The organism is Nakamurella sp., assembly GCF_044224575.1.
Lineage (GTDB): Bacteria > Actinomycetota > Actinomycetes > Mycobacteriales > Nakamurellaceae > Nakamurella.
The window spans coordinates 47,438-66,203 of sequence record NZ_JBGAKE010000015.1; the positions used below are offsets into that span (position 1 = coordinate 47,438).

17 protein-coding genes are annotated in these 18,766 nt (G+C 72.8%); 7 read left to right on the forward strand and 10 right to left on the reverse strand.

The window, feature by feature from the left end:
• Positions 1–48: 48 nt before the first annotated feature.
• Positions 49–903 carry a metal-dependent hydrolase gene (locus tag ACILSK_RS17060; protein WP_395728378.1) on the reverse strand — a complete coding sequence of 285 codons (855 nt, stop codon included), beginning with the start codon at positions 901–903 and terminating at the stop codon, positions 49–51.
• A 20-nt stretch (positions 904–923) separates the two neighbouring features.
• On the reverse strand, positions 924–1,466 hold the full coding sequence (locus ACILSK_RS17065; RefSeq protein ID WP_395728379.1) for a sugar O-acetyltransferase: 543 nt from the start codon (positions 1,464–1,466) through the stop codon (positions 924–926).
• Between the two features lie 587 nt (positions 1,467–2,053).
• Here ACILSK_RS17065 and ACILSK_RS17070 point away from each other — a divergent pair.
• Positions 2,054–2,575 (forward strand): RpiB/LacA/LacB family sugar-phosphate isomerase, encoded by a 522-nt coding sequence (locus tag ACILSK_RS17070; RefSeq protein ID WP_395728380.1) that lies wholly within the window; start codon positions 2,054–2,056, stop codon positions 2,573–2,575.
• Positions 2,576–2,829: 254 nt separating this feature from the next.
• On the forward strand, positions 2,830–3,429 hold the full coding sequence (locus ACILSK_RS17075; RefSeq protein WP_395728381.1) for a M15 family metallopeptidase: 600 nt from the start codon (positions 2,830–2,832) through the stop codon (positions 3,427–3,429).
• 194 nt (positions 3,430–3,623) lie between these two features.
• On the opposite strand, the gene ACILSK_RS17080 is transcribed toward ACILSK_RS17075, so the two are convergent.
• Positions 3,624–3,911: a hypothetical protein gene (locus tag ACILSK_RS17080; protein ID WP_395728382.1), complete on the reverse strand. Its 288-nt coding sequence runs from the start codon at positions 3,909–3,911 to the stop codon at positions 3,624–3,626.
• 80 nt (positions 3,912–3,991) lie between these two features.
• Here ACILSK_RS17080 and ACILSK_RS17085 point away from each other — a divergent pair, with 80 nt between their 5' ends.
• Positions 3,992–5,056 carry an ATP-dependent DNA ligase gene (locus ACILSK_RS17085; RefSeq protein WP_395728383.1) on the forward strand — a complete coding sequence of 355 codons (1,065 nt, stop codon included), beginning with the start codon at positions 3,992–3,994 and terminating at the stop codon, positions 5,054–5,056.
• A 37-nt stretch (positions 5,057–5,093) separates the two neighbouring features.
• On the opposite strand, the gene ACILSK_RS17090 is transcribed toward ACILSK_RS17085, so the two are convergent.
• The 3 genes from ACILSK_RS17090 to ACILSK_RS17100 form a co-directional block, all read right to left on the reverse strand.
• A complete protein-coding gene (locus ACILSK_RS17090) occupies positions 5,094–5,888 on the reverse strand; it encodes a hypothetical protein (protein ID WP_395728384.1) in 795 nt (264 codons plus the stop codon).
• A 176-nt stretch (positions 5,889–6,064) separates the two neighbouring features.
• Complete coding sequence (locus tag ACILSK_RS17095) at positions 6,065–6,661, reverse strand: TIGR03086 family metal-binding protein (RefSeq protein ID WP_395728385.1); 597 nt, start codon at positions 6,659–6,661, stop codon at positions 6,065–6,067.
• Positions 6,662–6,761: 100 nt separating this feature from the next.
• Positions 6,762–7,349, reverse strand: a complete 588-nt coding sequence (locus tag ACILSK_RS17100) for a maleylpyruvate isomerase N-terminal domain-containing protein (RefSeq protein WP_395728386.1) — start codon at positions 7,347–7,349, stop codon at positions 6,762–6,764.
• 191 nt (positions 7,350–7,540) lie between these two features.
• Here ACILSK_RS17100 and ACILSK_RS17105 point away from each other — a divergent pair, with 191 nt between their 5' ends.
• A complete protein-coding gene (locus ACILSK_RS17105; RefSeq protein WP_395728387.1) occupies positions 7,541–8,392 on the forward strand; it encodes a DUF1206 domain-containing protein in 852 nt (283 codons plus the stop codon).
• A 25-nt stretch (positions 8,393–8,417) separates the two neighbouring features.
• Here the strand turns inward: ACILSK_RS17105 and ACILSK_RS17110 are convergent, their stop codons facing one another.
• The gene (locus ACILSK_RS17110; RefSeq protein WP_395728388.1) at positions 8,418–9,500 is read right to left on the reverse strand and encodes a DNA polymerase domain-containing protein; all 1,083 of its coding nucleotides are present in this window, start codon (positions 9,498–9,500) and stop codon (positions 8,418–8,420) included.
• Between the two features lie 165 nt (positions 9,501–9,665).
• Between ACILSK_RS17110 and msrB the strand changes: the two genes are divergently transcribed.
• Positions 9,666–10,100, forward strand: a complete 435-nt coding sequence (msrB, locus tag ACILSK_RS17115; RefSeq protein WP_395728389.1) for a peptide-methionine (R)-S-oxide reductase MsrB — start codon at positions 9,666–9,668, stop codon at positions 10,098–10,100.
• Between the two features lie 31 nt (positions 10,101–10,131).
• Here the strand turns inward: msrB and ACILSK_RS17120 are convergent, their stop codons facing one another.
• Positions 10,132–10,824, reverse strand: a complete 693-nt coding sequence (locus tag ACILSK_RS17120) for a TetR/AcrR family transcriptional regulator C-terminal domain-containing protein (protein WP_395728390.1) — start codon at positions 10,822–10,824, stop codon at positions 10,132–10,134.
• A 156-nt stretch (positions 10,825–10,980) separates the two neighbouring features.
• Between ACILSK_RS17120 and ACILSK_RS17125 the strand changes: the two genes are divergently transcribed.
• Together ACILSK_RS17125 and ACILSK_RS17130 are read left to right on the forward strand one after the other, a co-directional pair.
• On the forward strand, positions 10,981–11,670 hold the full coding sequence (locus ACILSK_RS17125) for a DUF4386 family protein (RefSeq protein WP_395728391.1): 690 nt from the start codon (positions 10,981–10,983) through the stop codon (positions 11,668–11,670).
• A 194-nt stretch (positions 11,671–11,864) separates the two neighbouring features.
• Positions 11,865–12,674, forward strand: coding sequence for a methyltransferase domain-containing protein (locus ACILSK_RS17130; RefSeq protein WP_395728392.1), 810 nt, complete (start codon positions 11,865–11,867; stop codon positions 12,672–12,674).
• Positions 12,675–12,704: 30 nt separating this feature from the next.
• On the opposite strand, the gene ACILSK_RS17135 is transcribed toward ACILSK_RS17130, so the two are convergent.
• Both ACILSK_RS17135 and ACILSK_RS17140 read right to left on the reverse strand, forming a co-directional pair.
• Positions 12,705–13,625, reverse strand: coding sequence for a DNA-formamidopyrimidine glycosylase family protein (locus tag ACILSK_RS17135; protein WP_395728393.1), 921 nt, complete (start codon positions 13,623–13,625; stop codon positions 12,705–12,707).
• Positions 13,626–13,875: 250 nt separating this feature from the next.
• Positions 13,876–18,666: an ATP-dependent helicase gene (locus ACILSK_RS17140; RefSeq protein ID WP_395728394.1), complete on the reverse strand. Its 4,791-nt coding sequence runs from the start codon at positions 18,664–18,666 to the stop codon at positions 13,876–13,878.
• Positions 18,667–18,766 lie beyond the last annotated feature (100 nt).

Below are 18,766 nucleotides of genomic sequence, written 5' to 3' on the forward strand. Positions count from 1 at the left end.
TGCGGGCGGGGCCCACCGTTCGCTGCTTTTCCTCGATCGGGGCCCGGCTCAGCCGCCGGTGGCGGTGCGCATGGTCAGCCGCTGACCCTCGTCACCGAGTTCAAGCGAAACCCCGACGGCGCCGAGTTCGGTCAGCCCGGTGACGTGGGTGCCGCCGCACGCGATGCGGGCGGTGCCGTCGGGCAACTCGCATACCCACTCCCGCCGGTCGATCAGCGCCGGCCCGGCCGTCTCGACCCGCACCGCACCGCCGGTGCCGACCCAGCCGGCCAGGGTCGCGTTCACCGCAGCCGTCAGCGCGGGCAGCTCGTCGGCCAGCCCGGCCGCGTCGAAGCCGCTCTTGCGCAGGCTGCGTCCGAGCCGGTACTCGTCCACCGACCCGAACGGCTCGATCCGGGAGGACACGATCGCGGCTCCGTCGAAGTCGGGCCGGCCCAGGCCGTCGGTCCGGGGCGTCTTGCGCCAGCGCCCGGCCAGCGCGGCGTTGAGCGCGAGCGCAGCCAGGTGGCACCCGGTGTGACCGGCCGACAACGCAGCTCGGTACTCGCCGTCGACCGTCAGGGTCACCTCGTCACCGGCGGCGAGCTCGAGCACACCGGCGTCGACGGTGTGCACGACGACGAATGACCACCCGGGTTCACCGCGCCGCACCGGGACGTCCGCTCCGACGAACAGATCGGTGCCGTCGGTCGCCCCCACGACGCAGTCGAGCACCGCCGCCGATCGGCCGCCCCGGTCGAGCGTGCCGCGGTCCGGTCCCTGGTCGGGCCAGCCGTGATCGACCGGATGGAACGGGGTCCGGTCGGTCAACACCCGCTGCCGCCCGCTATCGACGTCCACGAACCGGACCGTCGCCCGCTCGGTGAGCGAGCCGCTCGGGAAGGTGACCAGGGTGTCCGTCATGCCCGTCATTGTCAGGCGCCTCACCAGGTGCGCCGGACGGCGGCCTTGGTGCCCATCACCAGACTGCGCTCGGGCACGTCATCGGCGACGACCGCGCCGGCGGCGATCACCGAGTCCCGCCCGATCCGCACCCCGGGCAGGATCGTCGCGCCGGCGCCGACCCACACGTTCTCCTCGACGTCGATGGGACCGCCGGTCAACCACACCCGCCGGTCGGCGGTGTCCACCGGATGGCCGACGGTGATGAACGTGACCTTCGGCGCGATCATCACTCGCGATGCGAGCGAGACACCGGCGTAGTCCAGGAACGTGCAGTTCTGATTGATGAACACTCCGTCGGCCAGCGTCAGATTGAGCCCGTGATCGGTGAAGAAGGGCGGATAGATCGTCACCCGGGCGGGCAGCGGACGACCCAGGATCAGCTCGAACAGCTCCGCCTTGGCCGTCTCGTCGTCGAACGGCAGCACGTTCAGCCGCGAGGTCAACTCGGTGGCCCGCCGCACCCGGGCCGCCATCGCCTGGAACTCGGGTCCGTGGATGCGCATCAGCAACTCGTTCGGCATCCCCTGATCCTCCCGCCGGCCGCTGGTCACTCACTCGCGCGACCTCCATCCGGCGCCAAGTCACTTGCCAGCGGGCCGCACCCGGAGTAGACACGTTCTGCGCGCCAGGCCGTTGCGCCGGAAGGTCTCGAACCGGACCGGTCCGCGACGCCGGGCGCGGCCGAGGAATGGACCGGACGGTGCGGCGACGGGCAACCGGCGCTCCCCCGAGGTGACATCGGACGCGGGTCCGGGTCCTTTCTCGGCGCGGTGGTGGATGTCGCGCGGCCGGATTCCCGGCCCGCCGCGACCGACCCGGCGGTCACACCGGCGTCCGGGCACGATCGTCGCCCGGGTCCCCCACCGCACCGGCGGGGCCCCGCAGCTCAGCTGCGCCGGGCCCCGCTCCGGCCCCCCGCCCTTCCCAGAAGTTGATCATGGCGTTCTCTGTTCGATTGTCGGCGTGTCGTCGGCGTGTCGCGCAGAGAACGCCATGATCAACTCGGGGTGGGGGGATCGAGGCGGGGCCGGCGCGCGGGCGGTGCCGCGATCGAGCACAGTGGGAGGTACAGCGCCCACCGAGCCAGCCGGAACAGGAAGTGCGACCGATGCGTATCGCGATGGCCAACGACCACGCCGGGTACCCGATGAAGTCCCAGATCAAGCAATGGTTGACCGAGCAGGGTCACGAGGTGGTCGACTTCGGCACCCACGACGAGGCCGCCTGCGACCTGCCCGATTTCGCCTATCCCGCGGCGGTGGCGCTGGGTCGCGGCGAGGTCGACCGGGCCATCCTGGTCGACGGCGTCGGTTACGGCAGCGCGATGATCGCCAACAAGGTCCGCGGGGTGTTCGCCGCGGTCTGCCAGGACCCGTTCTGCGCGGAGCTGGCGCGATCGCACTCGGACACGAACGCGCTCTGCCTCGGCGGCAAGATCATCGGCCCGGTGCTGGCCATGGAGATCGTCCGGGTCTGGATGACGACCGGCTGGCTCGGCGAACCGGGGGCGCCGGGCGGCGACGAGAAGTACCGGCGCCGGGTGGAGAAGGTCGTCGCGATCGACGCCCAGGGGCTGCGCGAACTCGACGAGGCGGCCGACGGCGCCCCGGCGGCGGTCCCGCCACGCTGACCCGCCGGATTTCAGTCGTCCTGACCGCGGCGGCGCTCGTGCTCGCCGCCGCCTGCGGCGGACCGTCGCCGTCGGCCGGCCCGCCGGAGCAGTCCGGCCCGGTCCCCTCCGGCGCCACCGCAACCGGCACCGGATCGACGCCGGCGAGCTCCCCGGGGCCGTCGGTCGGCCCGACCCCATCGACCGTCCCGACCGAACAACCCGAGGTCGCCCCGCCCGGGTCGGCGACCGACCCGGCACCGGACACCGAACCGGTGACGGCCGCCGAGCCGACCACCCCCACCGGCGGCTTCACCGGCTCCGTCGCCGCGATCGATCCCGCGACGGCCGCGCGGATGACGTCCAGCTGGCGCGCGGGCTGTCCGGTGCCGTTGGCCGACCTGCGCTACCTGACGCTGACCTACCGCGGTTTCGACGGGGCCGACCACGACGGCGAGTTGGTCGTCGCCGCCTCGGTAGCCGACGCGGCGGTGGCAACCTTCCGGCAGCTGTACGAGGACGGCTACCCGATCGCATCGATGCGACTGGTCGACGACTTCGGCGGCGACGACGATGCGTCGATGGACGCGAACAACACCTCCGCGTTCAACTGCCGGCCGGTGACCGGCGGCGGCGGGTTCTCCGAGCACTCCTACGGCACCGCGATCGACGTCAACCCGGTGCAGAATCCCTATCTGAGCGGTTCGACCGTGCTCCCGGCCGCGGGCCGGCAGTACGTCGACCGACCGGACGCGCCGGGGGTGATCCATCACGGCGATGCGGTGGTGACGGCCTTCGCCGCTCACGGGTTCTCCTGGGGCGGCGACTGGACCGGCCCGGTCGACTACCAGCACTTCTCCGTGTCGGGCCGGTAGCGCGGTCGGCCGAGCTCGCGAGGGCCATCATCGAATACCGGAGGGGCACCCTCGAGACGATTCGGCGACGGAGGAGCCGGATCGTTCAGGACGCCCGCTCACGCTGCCGGCCGAGCCGGCGCGGGCACGCGCTGCGGCGGAGGGGCAGCAGCCGCGACCCGGACTGCGGGAGCCGGATTGCTGCCGGTGCCCTCCTACCGGAGCATCCGGCGCCGGGTCCCGCGCTGGCTGCGGGCCATGCCGGTCGTCTCGACGAATGCGACGAGACCGGCCGCCGCGATCACCATCCCGGGCACCATCAGGACGAGCTTGCCCCAGCCGCCGGCGATGTCCGGAGTGGCCCCGATCAGCGTCATGGAGGCCCCGACGGCGATGGCGAGCACGGCGACCGACCGGATCATCCAGTCCCGCCGGGTCGGGCCGGCCGGCTGCGCCGGGGCGGCCGGGGCCGGCTGCGCGTACCGCTTCTTCTTCGAGGTCACCCGCCCAGTATCCGGACCCGACTGCTCCCGCGGCATCGTGATCCACTCACCGGAACACCGAGCAGGTCAGAATGGGCCGCATGCAGCTTCCGGTGATGCCACCCGTCGCGCCCATGCTGGCCAAGTCGGTGCCCGACATCCCGATCGGCGACCTGTCCTACGAACCGAAGTGGGACGGGTTCCGTTCGATCGTGTTCCGGGACGGCGACGACGTCGAGATCGGCTCCCGCAACGAGAAGCCGATGACGCGGTACTTCCCGGAGCTGGTCGAGGCGATCAAGGCGAACCTGCCGGAACGCTGCGTGATCGACGGCGAGATCGTGGTCGTGATGGGCGAGCGACTGGAGTTCGAGGTCCTGCAGCAGCGCATCCACCCGGCGGCGAGCCGGGTGCGGCTGCTGGCCGGGCAGACCCCGGCCAGCTTCATCGGGTTCGACCTGCTGGCCCTGGGCGACGACGATTTCACCGGGCGCCCGTTCGAGCAGCGGCGGGCCGCGTTGGAGGGCGCGCTGGCCTCGGCGGCGGCACCGATCCACCTGACCCCGGCCACCCGCGACCCTGCGCTGGCCGCGCAGTGGTTCGCCCAGTTCGAGGGGGCCGGCCTGGACGGGGTGGTGGCCAAGCCGCTCGCCGGCACCTACCAGCCGGACAAGCGGACGATGTTCAAGATCAAGCATCAGCGCACGGCGGACTGCGTCGTCGCCGGGTATCGGGTGCACAAGAGCGGCCCGGACAGCATCGGCTCGCTGCTGCTCGGGCTGTACAACGACGACGGCGCGCTGGCGTCGGTCGGCGTCATCGGCGCCTTCCCGGCCGCCCGCCGCAAGGCACTGTTCACCGAGTTGCAGCCGCTGGTCACGACGTTCGACGACCACCCGTGGAACTGGGCCAAACCGGACGAGTCAACCGCCCGGACCCCACGCAGCTCCGAGTACAGCCGGTGGAACGTCGGCAAGGATCTGTCGTTCGTGCCGCTCCGCCCCGAGCGCGTGGTCGAGGTGCGCTACGAGCACATGGAGGGCACCCGGTTCCGGCACACCGCCCAGTTCAACCGCTGGCGGCCGGACCGGGACCCCAGCTCGTGCACCTACGCGCAGCTCGAGGAGCCGGTGAGGTACGACCTGGCCGACATCCTGGGGGCGTGAACGCCGCGGCCGTGGGCGGGCCCGGTCGCGCGGCCGATCAGGGGCCGACGCCGAAGAGAGTGACCGACCTGGGGCCGCCACCGCGGTCCGGGCCGAACAGCTCCCGCGGCATCGGCTCGTCGACGGCCTCGATCTCCATCGTCCACCCACCGGAGAAACTGGTCCCGCCGAGTTCGATGAGCTGCACGAGCACGCCGGTCCCCCGGTCCAGCCGTAGCATCCAGGACCTCGGACGGCCGACCTCCGACCGGGCCCAGCCCTCCCGGGCGAGCTGCCCCGCCGCCTCGTCCCCGGCCAGCACGGGGCAGCACGAGCAGCGGGCGGCGTAGGCCGGCGTCGTGACGACCTCCGCCTCCCAGGCGAGGCGGCCGGCGTGCTCGACCGCCCGCGGGCCGTCGACAACCTCGATCGGCGGACGCCCCGGCGACCAGTCGCCGCTCGGCGAGCCGTCCTCGTCCCGCTCCACGCCGTCGGCCAGCTCGAACGGGTGCAACATGGCCACCCACCGGTAGTTGCTCAGCATCGGGTCGTCGAACCGGTGGGGCCCGGTCCAGTCATCGGGACGGCGGGCCACCAGGCCGTCCGGCCGCCGCATCGGCCCGCCGGTCAGCTCCGGCAGGCCCTCATCCGGCCGAGGCCACCAACCGGCCTCGATCAGCCGGCCGTCGAGGTCCTCCGCCCGCAGCCCGTGCGGACGGCTCACCCAGGCCCGGAGCCGGTCGACGCCGTGCGGCTCGGGGGTCGGCGTCCGCAGTCTGAACCGCACCGTGCGCCACAGCCACGGCGATGACCGGGCCAGTGCCCGGAAGTCCTCGGCGGTCGGGGTCGTCACGCCGGCTCACGCTACCGGCCGGGACTCCGTCCCGGAGGTTCCGTCCCAAGGGCCGGTCCCGGAGGCGGGGTTCCGGGGTCGGGGTTCTGGAGTCGGGGTTCTGGAGTCGGGGTTCCGGGGTCGGTCGTGGTCTTTGGCCGGCCTCGGGCTCAGCGGCTCGGCTCCGGTCGACCGCGTCAGCCGACCTGGCGACCCAGATGCGCGGCCAGCCGATCGATGGCCGGCGCGTCCGCCGGCGCTGGCTGCTCGGGAGCGAACGGGAACGACGACCGATCGGCCCCGGCCGGCAACTGGTTCTGCGTGAAATCCAATGCAGTCTGTGCGACGTCGTCGTCGAAGGGCACCGGCTGGCCGGTGGACCGGGCCAGATCCCAACCGTGCACCAGGGTCTCGGTGATCCGCAGGCCTGCCAGGCCGGCACCGGGCATCGACCCGAGCGGCGACCGGAAAGTTTGCTCCAGCACGCCGGGCACCTCGAAGGCGGCCAGCAGACCGGCCGCGCTGCCCCGCCAGGCCGCCACCGGGTCGTCGCCGAGTTGATCCTGATCGCGCATCGCGCGGATCTGCTCCTGCGGGGGTCCGGCGTCGCCGGCCAGGATCCCGGTGAACGTCCGGTTGCCGAACACCACATGGTTGACCAGGGCGCGAACGTCCCAATCCGGGCAATTCGACGGATACGCCCACTGCTCCGGCCGCACCCCGGCGACCAGCTCGCCCATCCCGTCGAGGGCTCGCCGCAACGCCCCCACCGCCGATGACCCCGGCTCCGTCATGTCCGCCTCCGTGCATCCGACCACTGTTGACCGGACCGTACGCCGAGGGTCCGACAGCGCCCTGTCCAAGACCTGGTCCCCGGCCGCGCCGTCGGCACCGTCACGGCGCCGGCGACTCCCCCAGGGGCGCCGAATGCCGGTGCCAGCCCACCTGCCGGGGCCGGCCCGGCAGAGCGATCCGGCCGTTCGCCCAGAGCAACGACGCCCAGGGGTCCTCGTCCGGCGGGGCCCACGGGAACAGCCGGCGGACGACCGCGCGGCTGAGCACCTCGGACGGTTCGTAGTCCAGCCCGAGGCCCCGGGCGGCGTCGGCGGTATGGACCAGGATCTCGTCGCACCCCATGGCGGCAAAGCCGGTGCTGTCGGCGGCCCCGTCGGGGTGAAATCCCCGCTGACCGGGGGTGACGCCGTCCACCACGTGGGCCAGGACGGAGCCGAAGACGGTGAGCGTGTCGATCAGCCGCGCCGGGTCCTCGGTCGGTCGGACCCGCAGATCCATGGTCGACAGCTCGCGCGGCCCCCCGGCCAGGTCGGTCGCATACCAGAGCAGGGTGTCGCCGACGTGGGCGACCACCTCGCGGACCGACCAGGTCATCTCGGGGATCGGTCGGTCCCAGTCCATGTCGACGGTGCCGGCCAGGAAGGCCGTGCCGGATCGAATTGCCTGGCCGATGCTGGTTCCGTCCACGACCCGATTGTCGACCATCGTTCGCCGGTCGGGCGCGCCTGCCGCGAACTATTGTGGCGCCAGACGTACGCCCGCCGACGGGCACCGGACTCGGGGGAACTGAGTGCGGTCGGCCGAGCGAAATCCTGGACACGGTGCCCATCGCCTCCCCGCGGGCGCGGAGCCGGCGAGCGCCCCGATGGGAGCGAGGTATGGGCGAGGCGAGCGAGGCAGGCCCCGCGGACAGCCGCCGATCGGCGATGCTCCGGGTCGCCGGGGAACGCGGACGCCGGGTGCACAAGAGCGCCACCTTCGACGTCACCGTCGGCATCGGCCTGGTCACCTACGGGTTCGTCTATCTGCTGATCGCCGGGATCGCGATCCGGCTGGCCGTGACCGGGCGGCATGGCAGCGACTCCGAATACTCCGCGCTCGACGCGATGGCGCAGACCCAGGTCGGCGAGGCCGTCCTGTGGGTCACCGCGTTCGGCCTGGCTGCGCTGACCCTGTGGCAGATCTTCGAGACGGTCTGGCGGCGGAACCCGGACGAGAACCCGATCGGCAAGGCCTTCGGCCGCACCGGCTCGCTGTTCAGCGCCATCGGCTACCTGACCCTGGGCGTCAGTGCCGTGCGGGTCGCGCTGGCCGGCCGCGCCGCTCGCGAGGGCCGCGCGGTGCCGGACAGCACCCCCACCCCCTTCGAGGAGGCCCTGGTGCGGGTGGCGGTGGCGATCGCCGGCATCGTGCTGCTGGTGCTCGCCGTCCGGTCGGTCTACCGAGGGATCCGCCGGCGCTTCGTCGGTGATCTGAAGGACGGCACCCATCCCGGCGTCGTGATCCTCGGGCAGGCCGGGTACGTCGGCAAGGGCATCACGTATGCGATCGTCGGCGGGATGATGATCTGGACGGCGATCGACGGCCGGACCGGCCCACCGGGCCTGCAGACGGTCTTCCGGCTGCTCAACCTGTCGCCCGCGGGCGGCGTGCTGCTCTTCCTCAAGGCTGTGGGGCTGGCTCTCTTCGGCGTCTACTGCTTCGCCTGGGCGGCCAACCGCCGGCGCTGACCACCAGCCGGACCGCGGCCGGTGCTTACTTCTCGATCCGGTTGCCCGCGTCGTCCCAGTGGTCGGCGACCTTCTTGCTCGGCTGGACCCTCGGCGGCTCACCGGGCTGTTTGGGGTAGTCCGGCGGCCAGTTCAACTCCCCGCCGGGCAGGTCGTGCCACAGGTCCAGCAGGGGTTCGAGCGAGTAGGACTCGTCGTCCATGTCCGCCCACGGGTCCCCGTCGGCCAGGAGGTCCGGCACCGTCGTCAGGTTGAACTCGCGGGGATCGGTGACGGCGGCCAACCCGGCCCACGACATGGGGGTGCTGACCGGGGCGCCGGGCCGCGCCCGCAGGCTCCAGGCGCTCGCGATGGTCCGGTCCCGCAGGTTCTGGTTGTAGTCGAGGAACAGCCGGGTGCCCCGTTCCTCCTTCCACCATGCCGTGGTCACTCCGCCGTCCCGCCGTTCCAGTTCCCGGCCCAGGCCGATCGCCGCGTGCCGCACCGCGTCGAAGGACCAACGCGGCTGGATCCGCACGTAGATGTGCACGCCTCGGTTGCCACTGGTCTTCGGGTAGCCGCGCAGGCCCAGTTCCGCGAGCAATTCCCGGGTGACGTCGGCGACCCGCCGGGCGTCGGCGAAGGACGTGCCCGGCTGCGGGTCGAGATCGATGCGCAGCTCGTCGGGGTGGTCCACGTCCGGCCGGCGGACGGGCCAGGGATGGAAGGTCAGCGCGCCCATCTGGGCGGCCCAGACCAGCGACGCCGGTTCGGTGGGACACAGCTCGTCCGCGGGCCGCCCGCTCGGGAAGGTGATCCGCACGGTCTCGACGAATTCCGGCGCCCCCTTGGGCAACCGCTTCTGGTAAAAACCGTCGGCGTCGCGGTCCTGCGGCCCGACGGCCAGTCGCATGCCCTCGCGCCAACCGTCGGGCCAGCGTTCCATTGCCGTCGGCCGGTTTCCGATGCTCCGGATCAGCACGTCGCCGACGGTGGCGAAATACTCGCAAACCTGCAGCTTGGTGATCGCGGGGGTTCGCTCGGTCGCCTCGTAGACGACCCGGTCGGGGCTGGAGACCCGCACGTCCCGGCCACCGGCCGAGATCGTCGTTGCCGCTGCCTTCGGCATCGCCCGCCACCTTCCCGTCGACCATCGCCCACCGCGCCGGGCACCGGCCGGTTCGTCGCAACGTACCCGCCCGGTCCGACAGCGGGCAGTTCTTAAGGGGCCGTAAGGAATGCCGGGAACGAGCACCCTGGCCCGGTTGTTGGACCAGGCATGACAATCAAGGGTATGAAGTCCGACAGCGCGAAGACCGGCAAGGCGTACGACGTCACCAAGACCGACGACCAGTGGCGAGCCGAGCTGAGCCCGCAGGAGTACCAGGTGCTGCGCCAGGCCGGCACCGAGCGTCCGTTCTCCAGCCCGTACGAGACCGACCGGACGGTCGGCGTGTACCGGTGCCGCGGGTGCGGGAGCGAGCTGTTCCGCAGCGAGCACAAGTTCGACGCGCACTGCGGGTGGCCGGCGTTCTACACCCCGCTCGCGGAGGACCGGATCGAGTTGATCGAGGACCGGTCCCATTTCTCCGTGCGCACCGAGGTGCGCTGCGCGACCTGCGGCTCGCACCTGGGTCACGTGTTCAGCGGCGAGGGGTACCCCACCCCGACCAACGACCGGTACTGCATCAACGGGGTCTCGCTGACGCTGGAGCCGTCGGCCGGCTGACGAATCCGGCCCGTGCAGCATCCGGACGGGCTTACTGTCCTGGCCGGATCATCCCGTCCAGGAGTCGCTCCACCGACCAGTTGAACTGGTCGGTGGAGATCCAGGCCGCGGCGACATCCCTGGTCGCCGCGGACAGCGGCCACTGCGCCGGATCGAGGAACTCCAGCGCCGCCCGGCGGGCCGCCACCCGATCGGCTTCGGAGGGCAGCGGCGGCCGTGCGTCGGTTTCGGCGACCTCGAGGGCGACGAAGCCGACCACCTGGACGATCAGCGCGTAGGTGCCCCGGGCGGCGGCGTCCAGGGGCAGGCCCCCGTCGCGCAAAGCGGCGATCAGCCGTTCGCCGATCAGCACCGCCGACGGGCCGTCCATCGGGGCCGTCATCATCAGCGTCGCGACCGGCGGGTGGCGCAGCACCGCCGCCCGCAGTGACCGCGCGTACCCGATGATCCGCTGCCGCCACTGGTGCGGTGGGCCGGTCAACAGATCGAGATCGGTCTCGCCGAACACCCGCTCGACCACCTCGCGCTCGAGGGCGTTTCGGCTGGCGACGTACGTGTAGACCGCATTCGGGTTGACCCCGAGCCGGGCCGCCACCGCCCGGATGGACAGTGCCTCGGGCCCGCCCGCGTCGATCGCCTCCAGGGCGACCCCCACCACCTGATCGTGGCTCAGGCTGCGGCGCGGACCCGGCCGGCGCCGTGCGGTTTCGCCGTCCGTGCTCACGCGACCAACCCCTCCGCCGGGACATGCACCGTTGTCGGCCCGTCGGGGCCGGACGGTTCCCCATCCTGCCGGTTCCCGACAGGGGTCTTGACGCCCCTCCAACTCAGTAATACTGTACGGCGTACATAATTTGTACATCGTACAGAAAGGCGTCACATGATGATCGCCCCGCCGACCACCCCGACCACGACCCGGGCCGCACTCGGCCGGACCGCTGCCCTGCTCATCGCCGGCGCCGTCGTGGTCAACGTGGCGTTCCTGGGCCTGGGCACCGCCTTCGACTACCCCGAGGTGCTCAACCAACCGCCCGCGGACGTGCTCGTCCGGTTCCACGCGAACGCGGTGGTCATCGGCGCCCTGTTCCTGCTGCTCGCGGCAGGTGCGGCGCTGCTGGCGCCGATCGCGATCGCGGTATCGAGGTTGGGCACCGGCGCGGCCCTGCGGGCCTCCCGGATCGTCGGGGTCAGCGCCGCGATCGTGCAGGTCGTCGGCCTGCTCCGGTGGCCATTGGTGGTGCCGTTCCTGGCCGGCGAGTCGCCCACTCCGTCGGCCGCCCAGACGTTCGACACCCTGAACCTGGTCCTGGGCACGACGATCGGCGAGACGATCGGGTACGCCCTGACCGCGGCGTGGACCGTGCTGGTCTGCCTCGGGCTGTCCCGGACCGTGCTCGGCCGGATGCTCACCACGATCGGCATCGTGGCCGCAGCCCTGATCGCCGTCGGCACCGTCGAGCCGTTCCTGCCGATCGCCGGACTGGCCAACTTCGTCGGCTACATCGTGTGGAGTGCCTGGCTCATCGCGTTCGCGGTCCTGCTGCTGGTGCGCCGCCGCCGGTCCGCCTGACGCCCGCGGACCCTGGGGCTCCGATCGAGTTGCCCCTTTCCGACCTCGTCGGGCGGCCGCGACGGCCGAAACCGGCAACTCGATCACCGGGACGGCCTGTCCGCCGCCGGCACCGCCCCCACCCGAGCCCCGATAGGGCCACGACTCGTCCACCGGCCGGGTCGCCCCGCTTGCCCGGACGGAAGGATGCAGTCATGGCTCCGGACGACACCTACACCCATGGTCATCACGAGAGCGTGCTGCGCTCGCACAGCATGCGCACCGTCGAGAACTCGGCCGCGTATCTGATCCCGCATCTGACGGCCGGCACCACGGTGCTCGACATCGGCTGCGGCCCCGGCACGATCACCGAGGGGTTGGCCGCACGAGTCGTTCCCGGGCCGGTGGTGGGGATCGACCGCGAAACGGGACCGCTCGACGCGGCCGCCGCGGTCGCCAAGGACAAGGGGCTGGACAACCTGACGTTCCGGGTCGGTGACGCCTACGCCCTCGACTTCCCCGACGACGCCTTCGACGTCGTGCATGCGCACCAGGTCCTGCAGCACCTCACCGACCCCGTCGCTGCCTTGACCGAGATGCGGAGGGTGTGCCGACCGGGTGGCATCGTCGCTGCGCGCGACGCCGACTATGCGGCGATGACCTGGCATCCGGCCAACCCGGCCCTCGACCGGTGGCTGGACGTGTACCACCGGGTCGCCCGGCACAATTACGCCGAGCCGGACGCCGGCCGGCGGCTCAAGTCGTGGGCGCGGGCCGCCGGTTTCACCGAGCTGACCTGCACCGCCTCGGCCTGGTGCTTCGCCTCGGCCGACGAGCGGGCGTGGTGGGCGGGCACCTGGGCGCAGCGGGTCACCGAGTCCGCGATGGCCGAGCAGGCCCTGGCTGCCGGGATCAGCACCCCGGCCGAACTGGCGGATCTCGCCGCCGGCTGGCGGGCGTGGGCGCAGGAGCCCGACGCCTGGTTCGCGGTGCTGAACGCCGAGATCGTCGCCGTGGCCCCCTGATGCGGCCGCGCACCGGTTGATGGTGGCGGGTCAGCGGTACCCGGTCGGCCGCCGGTACTCCCGGTAGCCGGGGTTCGCCCCGAGCGGCTTCTGCGGCCGGCCGTTGTCGGTCGGGGCCGGCCCGGGCTGGCAGACCGGGCAGTAGAAGGCGGGGCGGCGCTTGTCGGTGGGACCGATCTCGGCGACCCGCACGGTGCCGCCGCACCGCTGGCAGGGGCGACCCGACCGGCCGTGCACGTACGTCTGCATTCCCCGGCGCGGGTTGCCGGTCGTGCTGGGCACGGCCTGGCTCGCCCCGCGCAGCAACTGCCGGCGGGCGGTCGCGAGCAGGGCCGGCAGGTCGACCTCGGCCACCGGCGTCCAGGGCGAGACCCGTTGCACGAAAAGTGCTTCGGCCATGTACATGGTGCCGATTCCGGCGACTGTGGTCTGGTCGAGCAGCACCGCCCCGACGGGCCGCACCGGGTCGGTGAGCATCCGGGGCGCCGCGATGCCGGCGTCGAATCCGTCCGCCATGATGTCCGGACCGAGGTGACCGATCAGGTCTCGCTCGGCGACCGTGGGCACCAGGTCGAGCAGGCCCAGCCAGGTACCGACGGCGGTCCAGTCGGCGCCGCCGAGGACCGCCCGCACGCTGGCCCGCCCGGGCGAGGGCCACGGCTCGGCGCCCCGGGCGTGCACGTACCAGCGGCCCTCCATCCGCAGGTGCGACCGCAGGGTGAGCGGTTCGTCGGGCACGGTGGGCCGGCGCCGACCCGGCATGGTGGGGTCGGCGGCACAGATCCGGGTCAGGATGTGCTTGCCGTACGCCGTCACCTCGGCGACGGTGCGCCCGGCCAGGTCGGCATCGCCCAGGGACGGCCAGCGCAGCTCGGCTCGGACCAGCGGTCGCCCGGCCAGCGCCTGATCGAGCCGCCGGGCGGTGCGCAGCACGGTGTCTCCCTCCGGCATCCGCGCTCCCTCCATCCCCGACTGTGCCATCCCCGACGGCACCCGACCCGGCTCCACGACCCCGACCGACCCGACCGACCCGACCGACCCGACCGACCCGACCGGCCCGACCGACCCGACCGGCCCGACGGGCCCGACCACCCCGACCGGCCCGCGCGGATCATCCTCGGCCGCTCGCCCCGCACCCCGACTCAATCAGAAGTTCGCCCGCCGACCGTCGCATCCGCCCCTGATCGGTGGACCGTTCGCGTCACCGACCCGCCAGCGAACCGGACGACCCGGAGCTGCGCAACCGCAGCCCCCGCGGCGTGACGACGAAGCCGGCGTCGGTGAGTGCCTGCACCGCCGGCCCCCGGTCCGCCATGGTGTCGGCGCCGTCGATCTTGGTGATGGTCATCGACGCGATCCGGCCCGCCCGCACCCGTTCGGCCACCGCCTGCGCGGCTTGCGCCAGCACAGCCATGTCCGCCGTGAAGGTGAGCACGGTCCGCCCACCTCGCTCGGCGAACAGAGCCGGCGCGCCGTCGACGAGCACGGTCAGCGCGCCCGCCCGTCGGGTCGGCCGATGCGAGTCGGTGCCGGCCGCCACCGGGTCGGGCCAGTCGAGGGCCGCGCCGTAAGGATTCGCCGGATCGGCCGCGGCCAGCACGACGACCGAGCCCCCGGTTGTCGTGTCGCCCGAATCCGGCGGCCGGGCGAATCCCCGGACCCGGTCGACGGCCCCCGCGGTGGCGAACTGGGCGGCCCCCAGGCCCTCGACGAAGTACCCGCGGCGGATCCGTCCGGTCTCCTCCATCGCCGACAGCACCCGGTACACGGCGGCGAAACCGCCCGGCACACCCTCGGCCACGACGGCGCCGCGGGTCACCACCCCGTGTCGGTCCAGCAGCACCTCCGCCGACGCGTGCGTGCGCACCGTCGAATCCTCCGCCAGGTCGGGCACCAGCGACCAGCGACCGACCACCGACGGTGGCATCCCACGGCGCAGGCCACCCGCCCCGTTCTGCCCCGCACGCAGCTGACCGGACAACGCGGCCAGGCCGGACGGCCCACGCATCCGCAGCCGGGGCGCCGCGGCCTTCGGCCTGTGCGTTGTCCGCCCGCCGGTCAGCCGACCGCGCAGCGGGGCCAGCGTGTCCGACGTGACCCGCCCGGCGAACACCAACTCCCACAACGCGTCGGTCACCTCGGCGTCGGTCGCCGTGACCCCGGCGGCGTGCACCGCGTCGGCGAGCTGCCGGAAGAAGAACCCGCCCCCGCCGGCCAGGACATCCAGCAGTGCGCGGTGCTGATCACCGTCCGGGACGACCGCGTCGGCCGGTGGCAGGGCGATGGTCAGCGCGGCGGACTCGGCCGGGTGCAGAGCGACCCAGCCGTCGTCACCGGCCAGCGAACCGTGCCCGGTCCAGATCACCTCGCCGGCCGCCATCACCTCGTCCAGCATCGCCGGCCGGTAGTCGGGGACCCGGGCGGGCAGCACCAACGTCTCCAGCGCCGACGCCGGCACGACCGCGCCGGCCAGCTGCTCGACCGCGCGCAACACGCCGTCCACCCCGCGCGGGCCGCCGCGGCCCACACCGACGCCGTTCCAGGCGGGCAGGAACCTGGCCAGCGCCTGCTTGTCGACCGGCTCCACCTCGGCCCGCAGCGCGGCCAGGGACCGGCGGCGCAACAGCCGCAGCACCTCGGCATCGACGAATTCGGGGCTCGAGTCCGAGCCGGCGGCCCCACCAGAACCAGCAGAGCCGAGCGGCCGGAATTCGCCCTCGGCCAGCCGGCCCGACGACACCTGACGGCGCAACCCGTCGGTCACCACCGCCACCCCGAGACCGAAACGGGTGGCCGCCTCGGCCGCCAGGAACGGACCGTGGGTGCGGGCGTACCGGCGCAACAGCCGGCCCAGCGGGTCCTCCACGGGCTCCAGCAGCGATTCCGCGACACCGGTCGGCAGCGGGGTGCCCAGCGCATCGCGGAGCATCGCGGCGTCGGTCGGGTCGGCCCATTGCGGCGTGCCGGCGATGCGCACGGCCATGATCCGGCGGGCCGCCACCAACGATTCCAGGGCACCGGACAGGTCGTCCACGGTTGACCGGAGATCGATCTCGGCGGTCGACAACGGTCCGAGAATCCGCAACAGGTCGGCTATCTCGTCGGGGTTGCGCGCCCGCCGGTTCTCGGCCAGCCGCTGCAGTTCGGACTCCACCGACGCGAGCGCGTCGGGGTCGAGCAGGTCCCGCAGGGCGAGCCCGTCGCCGTGCCCGAGTAACTCGGCGAGCAGGGTCGGGTCGACGGTGAGCGCGGCCGCCCGCCGCTCGGCCAGCGGTGAATCGCCCTCGTACAGGAACTGTGCGACGTACCCGAACATCAGCGACGACGCGAACGGCGACGGCGTGGACGTGGTGACCTCGACGATCCGCACGGTGCGGGCCTGGATCTCCCGCAGCAGGGTGGTCAGCGATGGCACATCGAACACGTCGGACAGACACTCGCGGACCGCCTCGGCGACGATCGGGAACGACGGGTAGGCGGACGCCACCTCCAGGAGTTGACTGGCCCGTTGTCGCTGCTGCCACAGCGGTTGGCGCTTGCCGATCTGCCGCCGCGGCAGCAGCAGCGCCCGGGCCGCGCATTCCCGGAACCGGGACGCGAAGACCGCGGCCCCACCGATCTCGGCGGTGATCTCGGCCTCCAGGGTCTGCGGGTCCAGGGCCAGGAACTCGGTGAACTCCGGCGGCCCGTCCTCGTACTCGACGTCGGGCAGCCGCAGCACGATGCCGTCGTCGGCATGCATCGCCGCCACGTCCACCCCGTAACGTTCGCGCATCCGCGCCCCGACGACCAGCGCCCACGGCGCGTGCACGGCCGCCCCGTACGGCGAGTGCAGGACGATCCGCCAGTCCCCCAGCTCGTCCCGGAACCGCTCCACCACCAGCGTCTTCTCGTCCGGCACGACGCCGGTCGCCTGCTTCTGCTCGGCCAGGTAGGCGAGCAGGTTGGATCGGGCGAACTCGTCCAGGCCGGCCGCGGTGAGCCGCTCCTCCGCCGCATCCGCGGACGAGACCAGGTCACGGACGAACTCGCCGTGCGCCCGGCCCAGTTCGGCCGGCCGGCCCAGGGTGTCGCCCTTCCAGAACGGCAGCCGGCCGGGCAGTCCGGGGGCGGGCTGCACCAGCACCTGGTCCCGGGTGATGTCGACGATCCGCCACGAGCTGGAGCCGAGCGCGAAGACGTCACCGACCCGCGACTCGTACACCATTTCCTCGTCCAGCTCGCCCACCCGCCGGCCCGGACCATCGCCGCCGGCCAGGAACACGCCGAACAGTCCGCGGTCGGGGATGGTGCCGCCGGAGGTGACGGCCAGCTTCTGGGCGCCCGGCCGGCCCGTCAGCAGGCCGGTCGTGCGGTCCCAGGTGATCCGCGGCCGCAATTCGGCGAATTGCTCGCTGGGATACCGGCCGGACAGCATGTCCAGCACCGCCTCCAGTGCGCCCCGGCCCAGCCCGGCGAACGGCGCCGACCGGCGCAGCAACGCGAGCGTGTCGTCCACCGTGATCGGATCCATCGCGCAGATCGCGACGATCTGCTGGGCGGCGATGTCGAGCGGGTTCGCGATCGTCGAGAGGGACTCGATGGCCCCCACCTGCATCCGACCGGCCACCACCGCGGCCGAGACCAGGTCGCCGCGGAACTTGGGGAACATGACGCCGTGGCTGGGCGCGCCGACCTGATGCCCCGCCCGGCCGATCCGCTGCAGCCCGCTGGCCACCGACGGCGGCGCCTCCACCTGCACCACCAGGTCGACCGCGCCCATGTCGATGCCCAGTTCCAGCGACGAGGTGGCGACCACCGCGGGCAACCGGCCCGTCTTCAGCTCGTCCTCGACCAGCGCCCGCTGCTCCCGGGAGACGGACCCGTGGTGCGCCTTGGCCAGCACCGCCGGCGCGCCCAGCGCGGCACCTGACTGCGCGATCGCCTGGGCCGGCGAGCCGAGCCGCTCGGCCTCCTCCCGCAACGCATCGTCGCCGGCCCGCGCGCTGTGCCGCTCGAAGTGGATCTCGTTCAGCCGGGCGGTCAGTCGCTCGGCCAGCCGGCGCGAATTGGCGAACACGATGGTCGACCGGTGCGACTCGATCAGGTCGACCACCCGCTCCTCGACGTGCGGCCAGATCGAACTGCGGTTGACCTCGCCGGCGGCCTTGCCGGTGAGGTCCTCGGTGACTTGACCCATCGCCGCCATGTCCGGGACCGGTACCACCACGTCGACGTCGATCTGCTTGGTCGACGGCGGCTGCACCACGGTGACCGGGCGGCCGCCGGTGAGGAACCGCGACACCTCCTCGACCGGTCGAACGGTTGCGGACAAGCCGACCCGCTGCGCCGGCCGGTCCAGCAGCAGGTCCAACCGGTCCAGCGAGACGGCCATGTGGGCGCCCCGCTTGGTGCCGGCGACGGCATGGATCTCGTCCACGATGACCGTCCGGATACCGGTCAACATCTCCCGGGCCCGGCTGGTGAGCAGCAGGAACAACGATTCCGGTGTGGTGATCAGGATGTCCGCACCCGCCCGGGCGAACAGCCGCCGGTCCTGCGCCGAGGTGTCGCCGGAGCGCACCGCGACCGACACCTCCGGCAGGGTCAGCCCCTTGGCGTTGGCCAGGCCGCGCAGCCCGGCGAGCGGCGATCGCAGGTTGCGTTCGACGTCGACGGCCAGGGCCTTGAGCGGCGAGAGGTACAGGACCGAGCAGGCCGGGCGCGCCTCGTGGGAGGTGACCAGCTCGTCGATCGCGGACAGGAACGCGGCGAGGGTCTTGCCGGACCCGGTGGGCGCGACGACCAGGGTGTGGTCGCCCCGGCCGATCGCCGCCCAGGCCCCGGCCTGCGCAGCGGTCGGGCCGGCGAATGCGCCGGTGAACCAATCCCGCACCAGCGGGTGGAACCGGTCGAGGGCCGCCGGCCCGGGGTCGGCGCTGCGAGTGCTCACCAGGTCATTGTGCGGGCACCCTCTGACAGCGGCCCCGACCTGCGGGTTCGTCGGGGCCATGGCGACACGTTCGGCCCGAGCGACATGCTGTGCCGTGCGGCCGGGAGCGACCACACGGCGATCATCGTCATGGTCACCGCCGGCCGAAACAAGACCCGGC

Excerpts from the sequence above, each read along its gene's own strand:
- ACILSK_RS17060 (WP_395728378.1), bottom strand. The coding sequence starts at position 903 with ATGACGGACACCCTGGTCACCTTCCCGAGCGGCTCGCTCACCGAGCGG.
- ACILSK_RS17065 (WP_395728379.1), bottom strand. The coding sequence starts at position 1,466 with ATGCCGAACGAGTTGCTGATGCGCATCCACGGACCCGAGTTCCAGGCG.
- ACILSK_RS17070 (WP_395728380.1), top strand. The coding sequence starts at position 2,054 with ATGCGTATCGCGATGGCCAACGACCACGCCGGGTACCCGATGAAGTCC.
- ACILSK_RS17085 (WP_395728383.1), top strand. The coding sequence starts at position 3,992 with ATGCAGCTTCCGGTGATGCCACCCGTCGCGCCCATGCTGGCCAAGTCG.
- ACILSK_RS17095 (WP_395728385.1), bottom strand. The coding sequence starts at position 6,661 with ATGACGGAGCCGGGGTCATCGGCGGTGGGGGCGTTGCGGCGAGCCCTC.
- ACILSK_RS17105 (WP_395728387.1), top strand. The coding sequence starts at position 7,541 with ATGGGCGAGGCGAGCGAGGCAGGCCCCGCGGACAGCCGCCGATCGGCG.
- ACILSK_RS17110 (WP_395728388.1), bottom strand. The coding sequence starts at position 9,500 with ATGCCGAAGGCAGCGGCAACGACGATCTCGGCCGGTGGCCGGGACGTG.
- msrB (WP_395728389.1), top strand. The coding sequence starts at position 9,666 with ATGAAGTCCGACAGCGCGAAGACCGGCAAGGCGTACGACGTCACCAAG.
- ACILSK_RS17125 (WP_395728391.1), top strand. The coding sequence starts at position 10,981 with ATGATGATCGCCCCGCCGACCACCCCGACCACGACCCGGGCCGCACTC.
- ACILSK_RS17130 (WP_395728392.1), top strand. The coding sequence starts at position 11,865 with ATGGCTCCGGACGACACCTACACCCATGGTCATCACGAGAGCGTGCTG.
- ACILSK_RS17135 (WP_395728393.1), bottom strand. The coding sequence starts at position 13,625 with ATGCCGGAGGGAGACACCGTGCTGCGCACCGCCCGGCGGCTCGATCAG.
- ACILSK_RS17140 (WP_395728394.1), bottom strand. The coding sequence starts at position 18,666 with ATGGCCCCGACGAACCCGCAGGTCGGGGCCGCTGTCAGAGGGTGCCCG.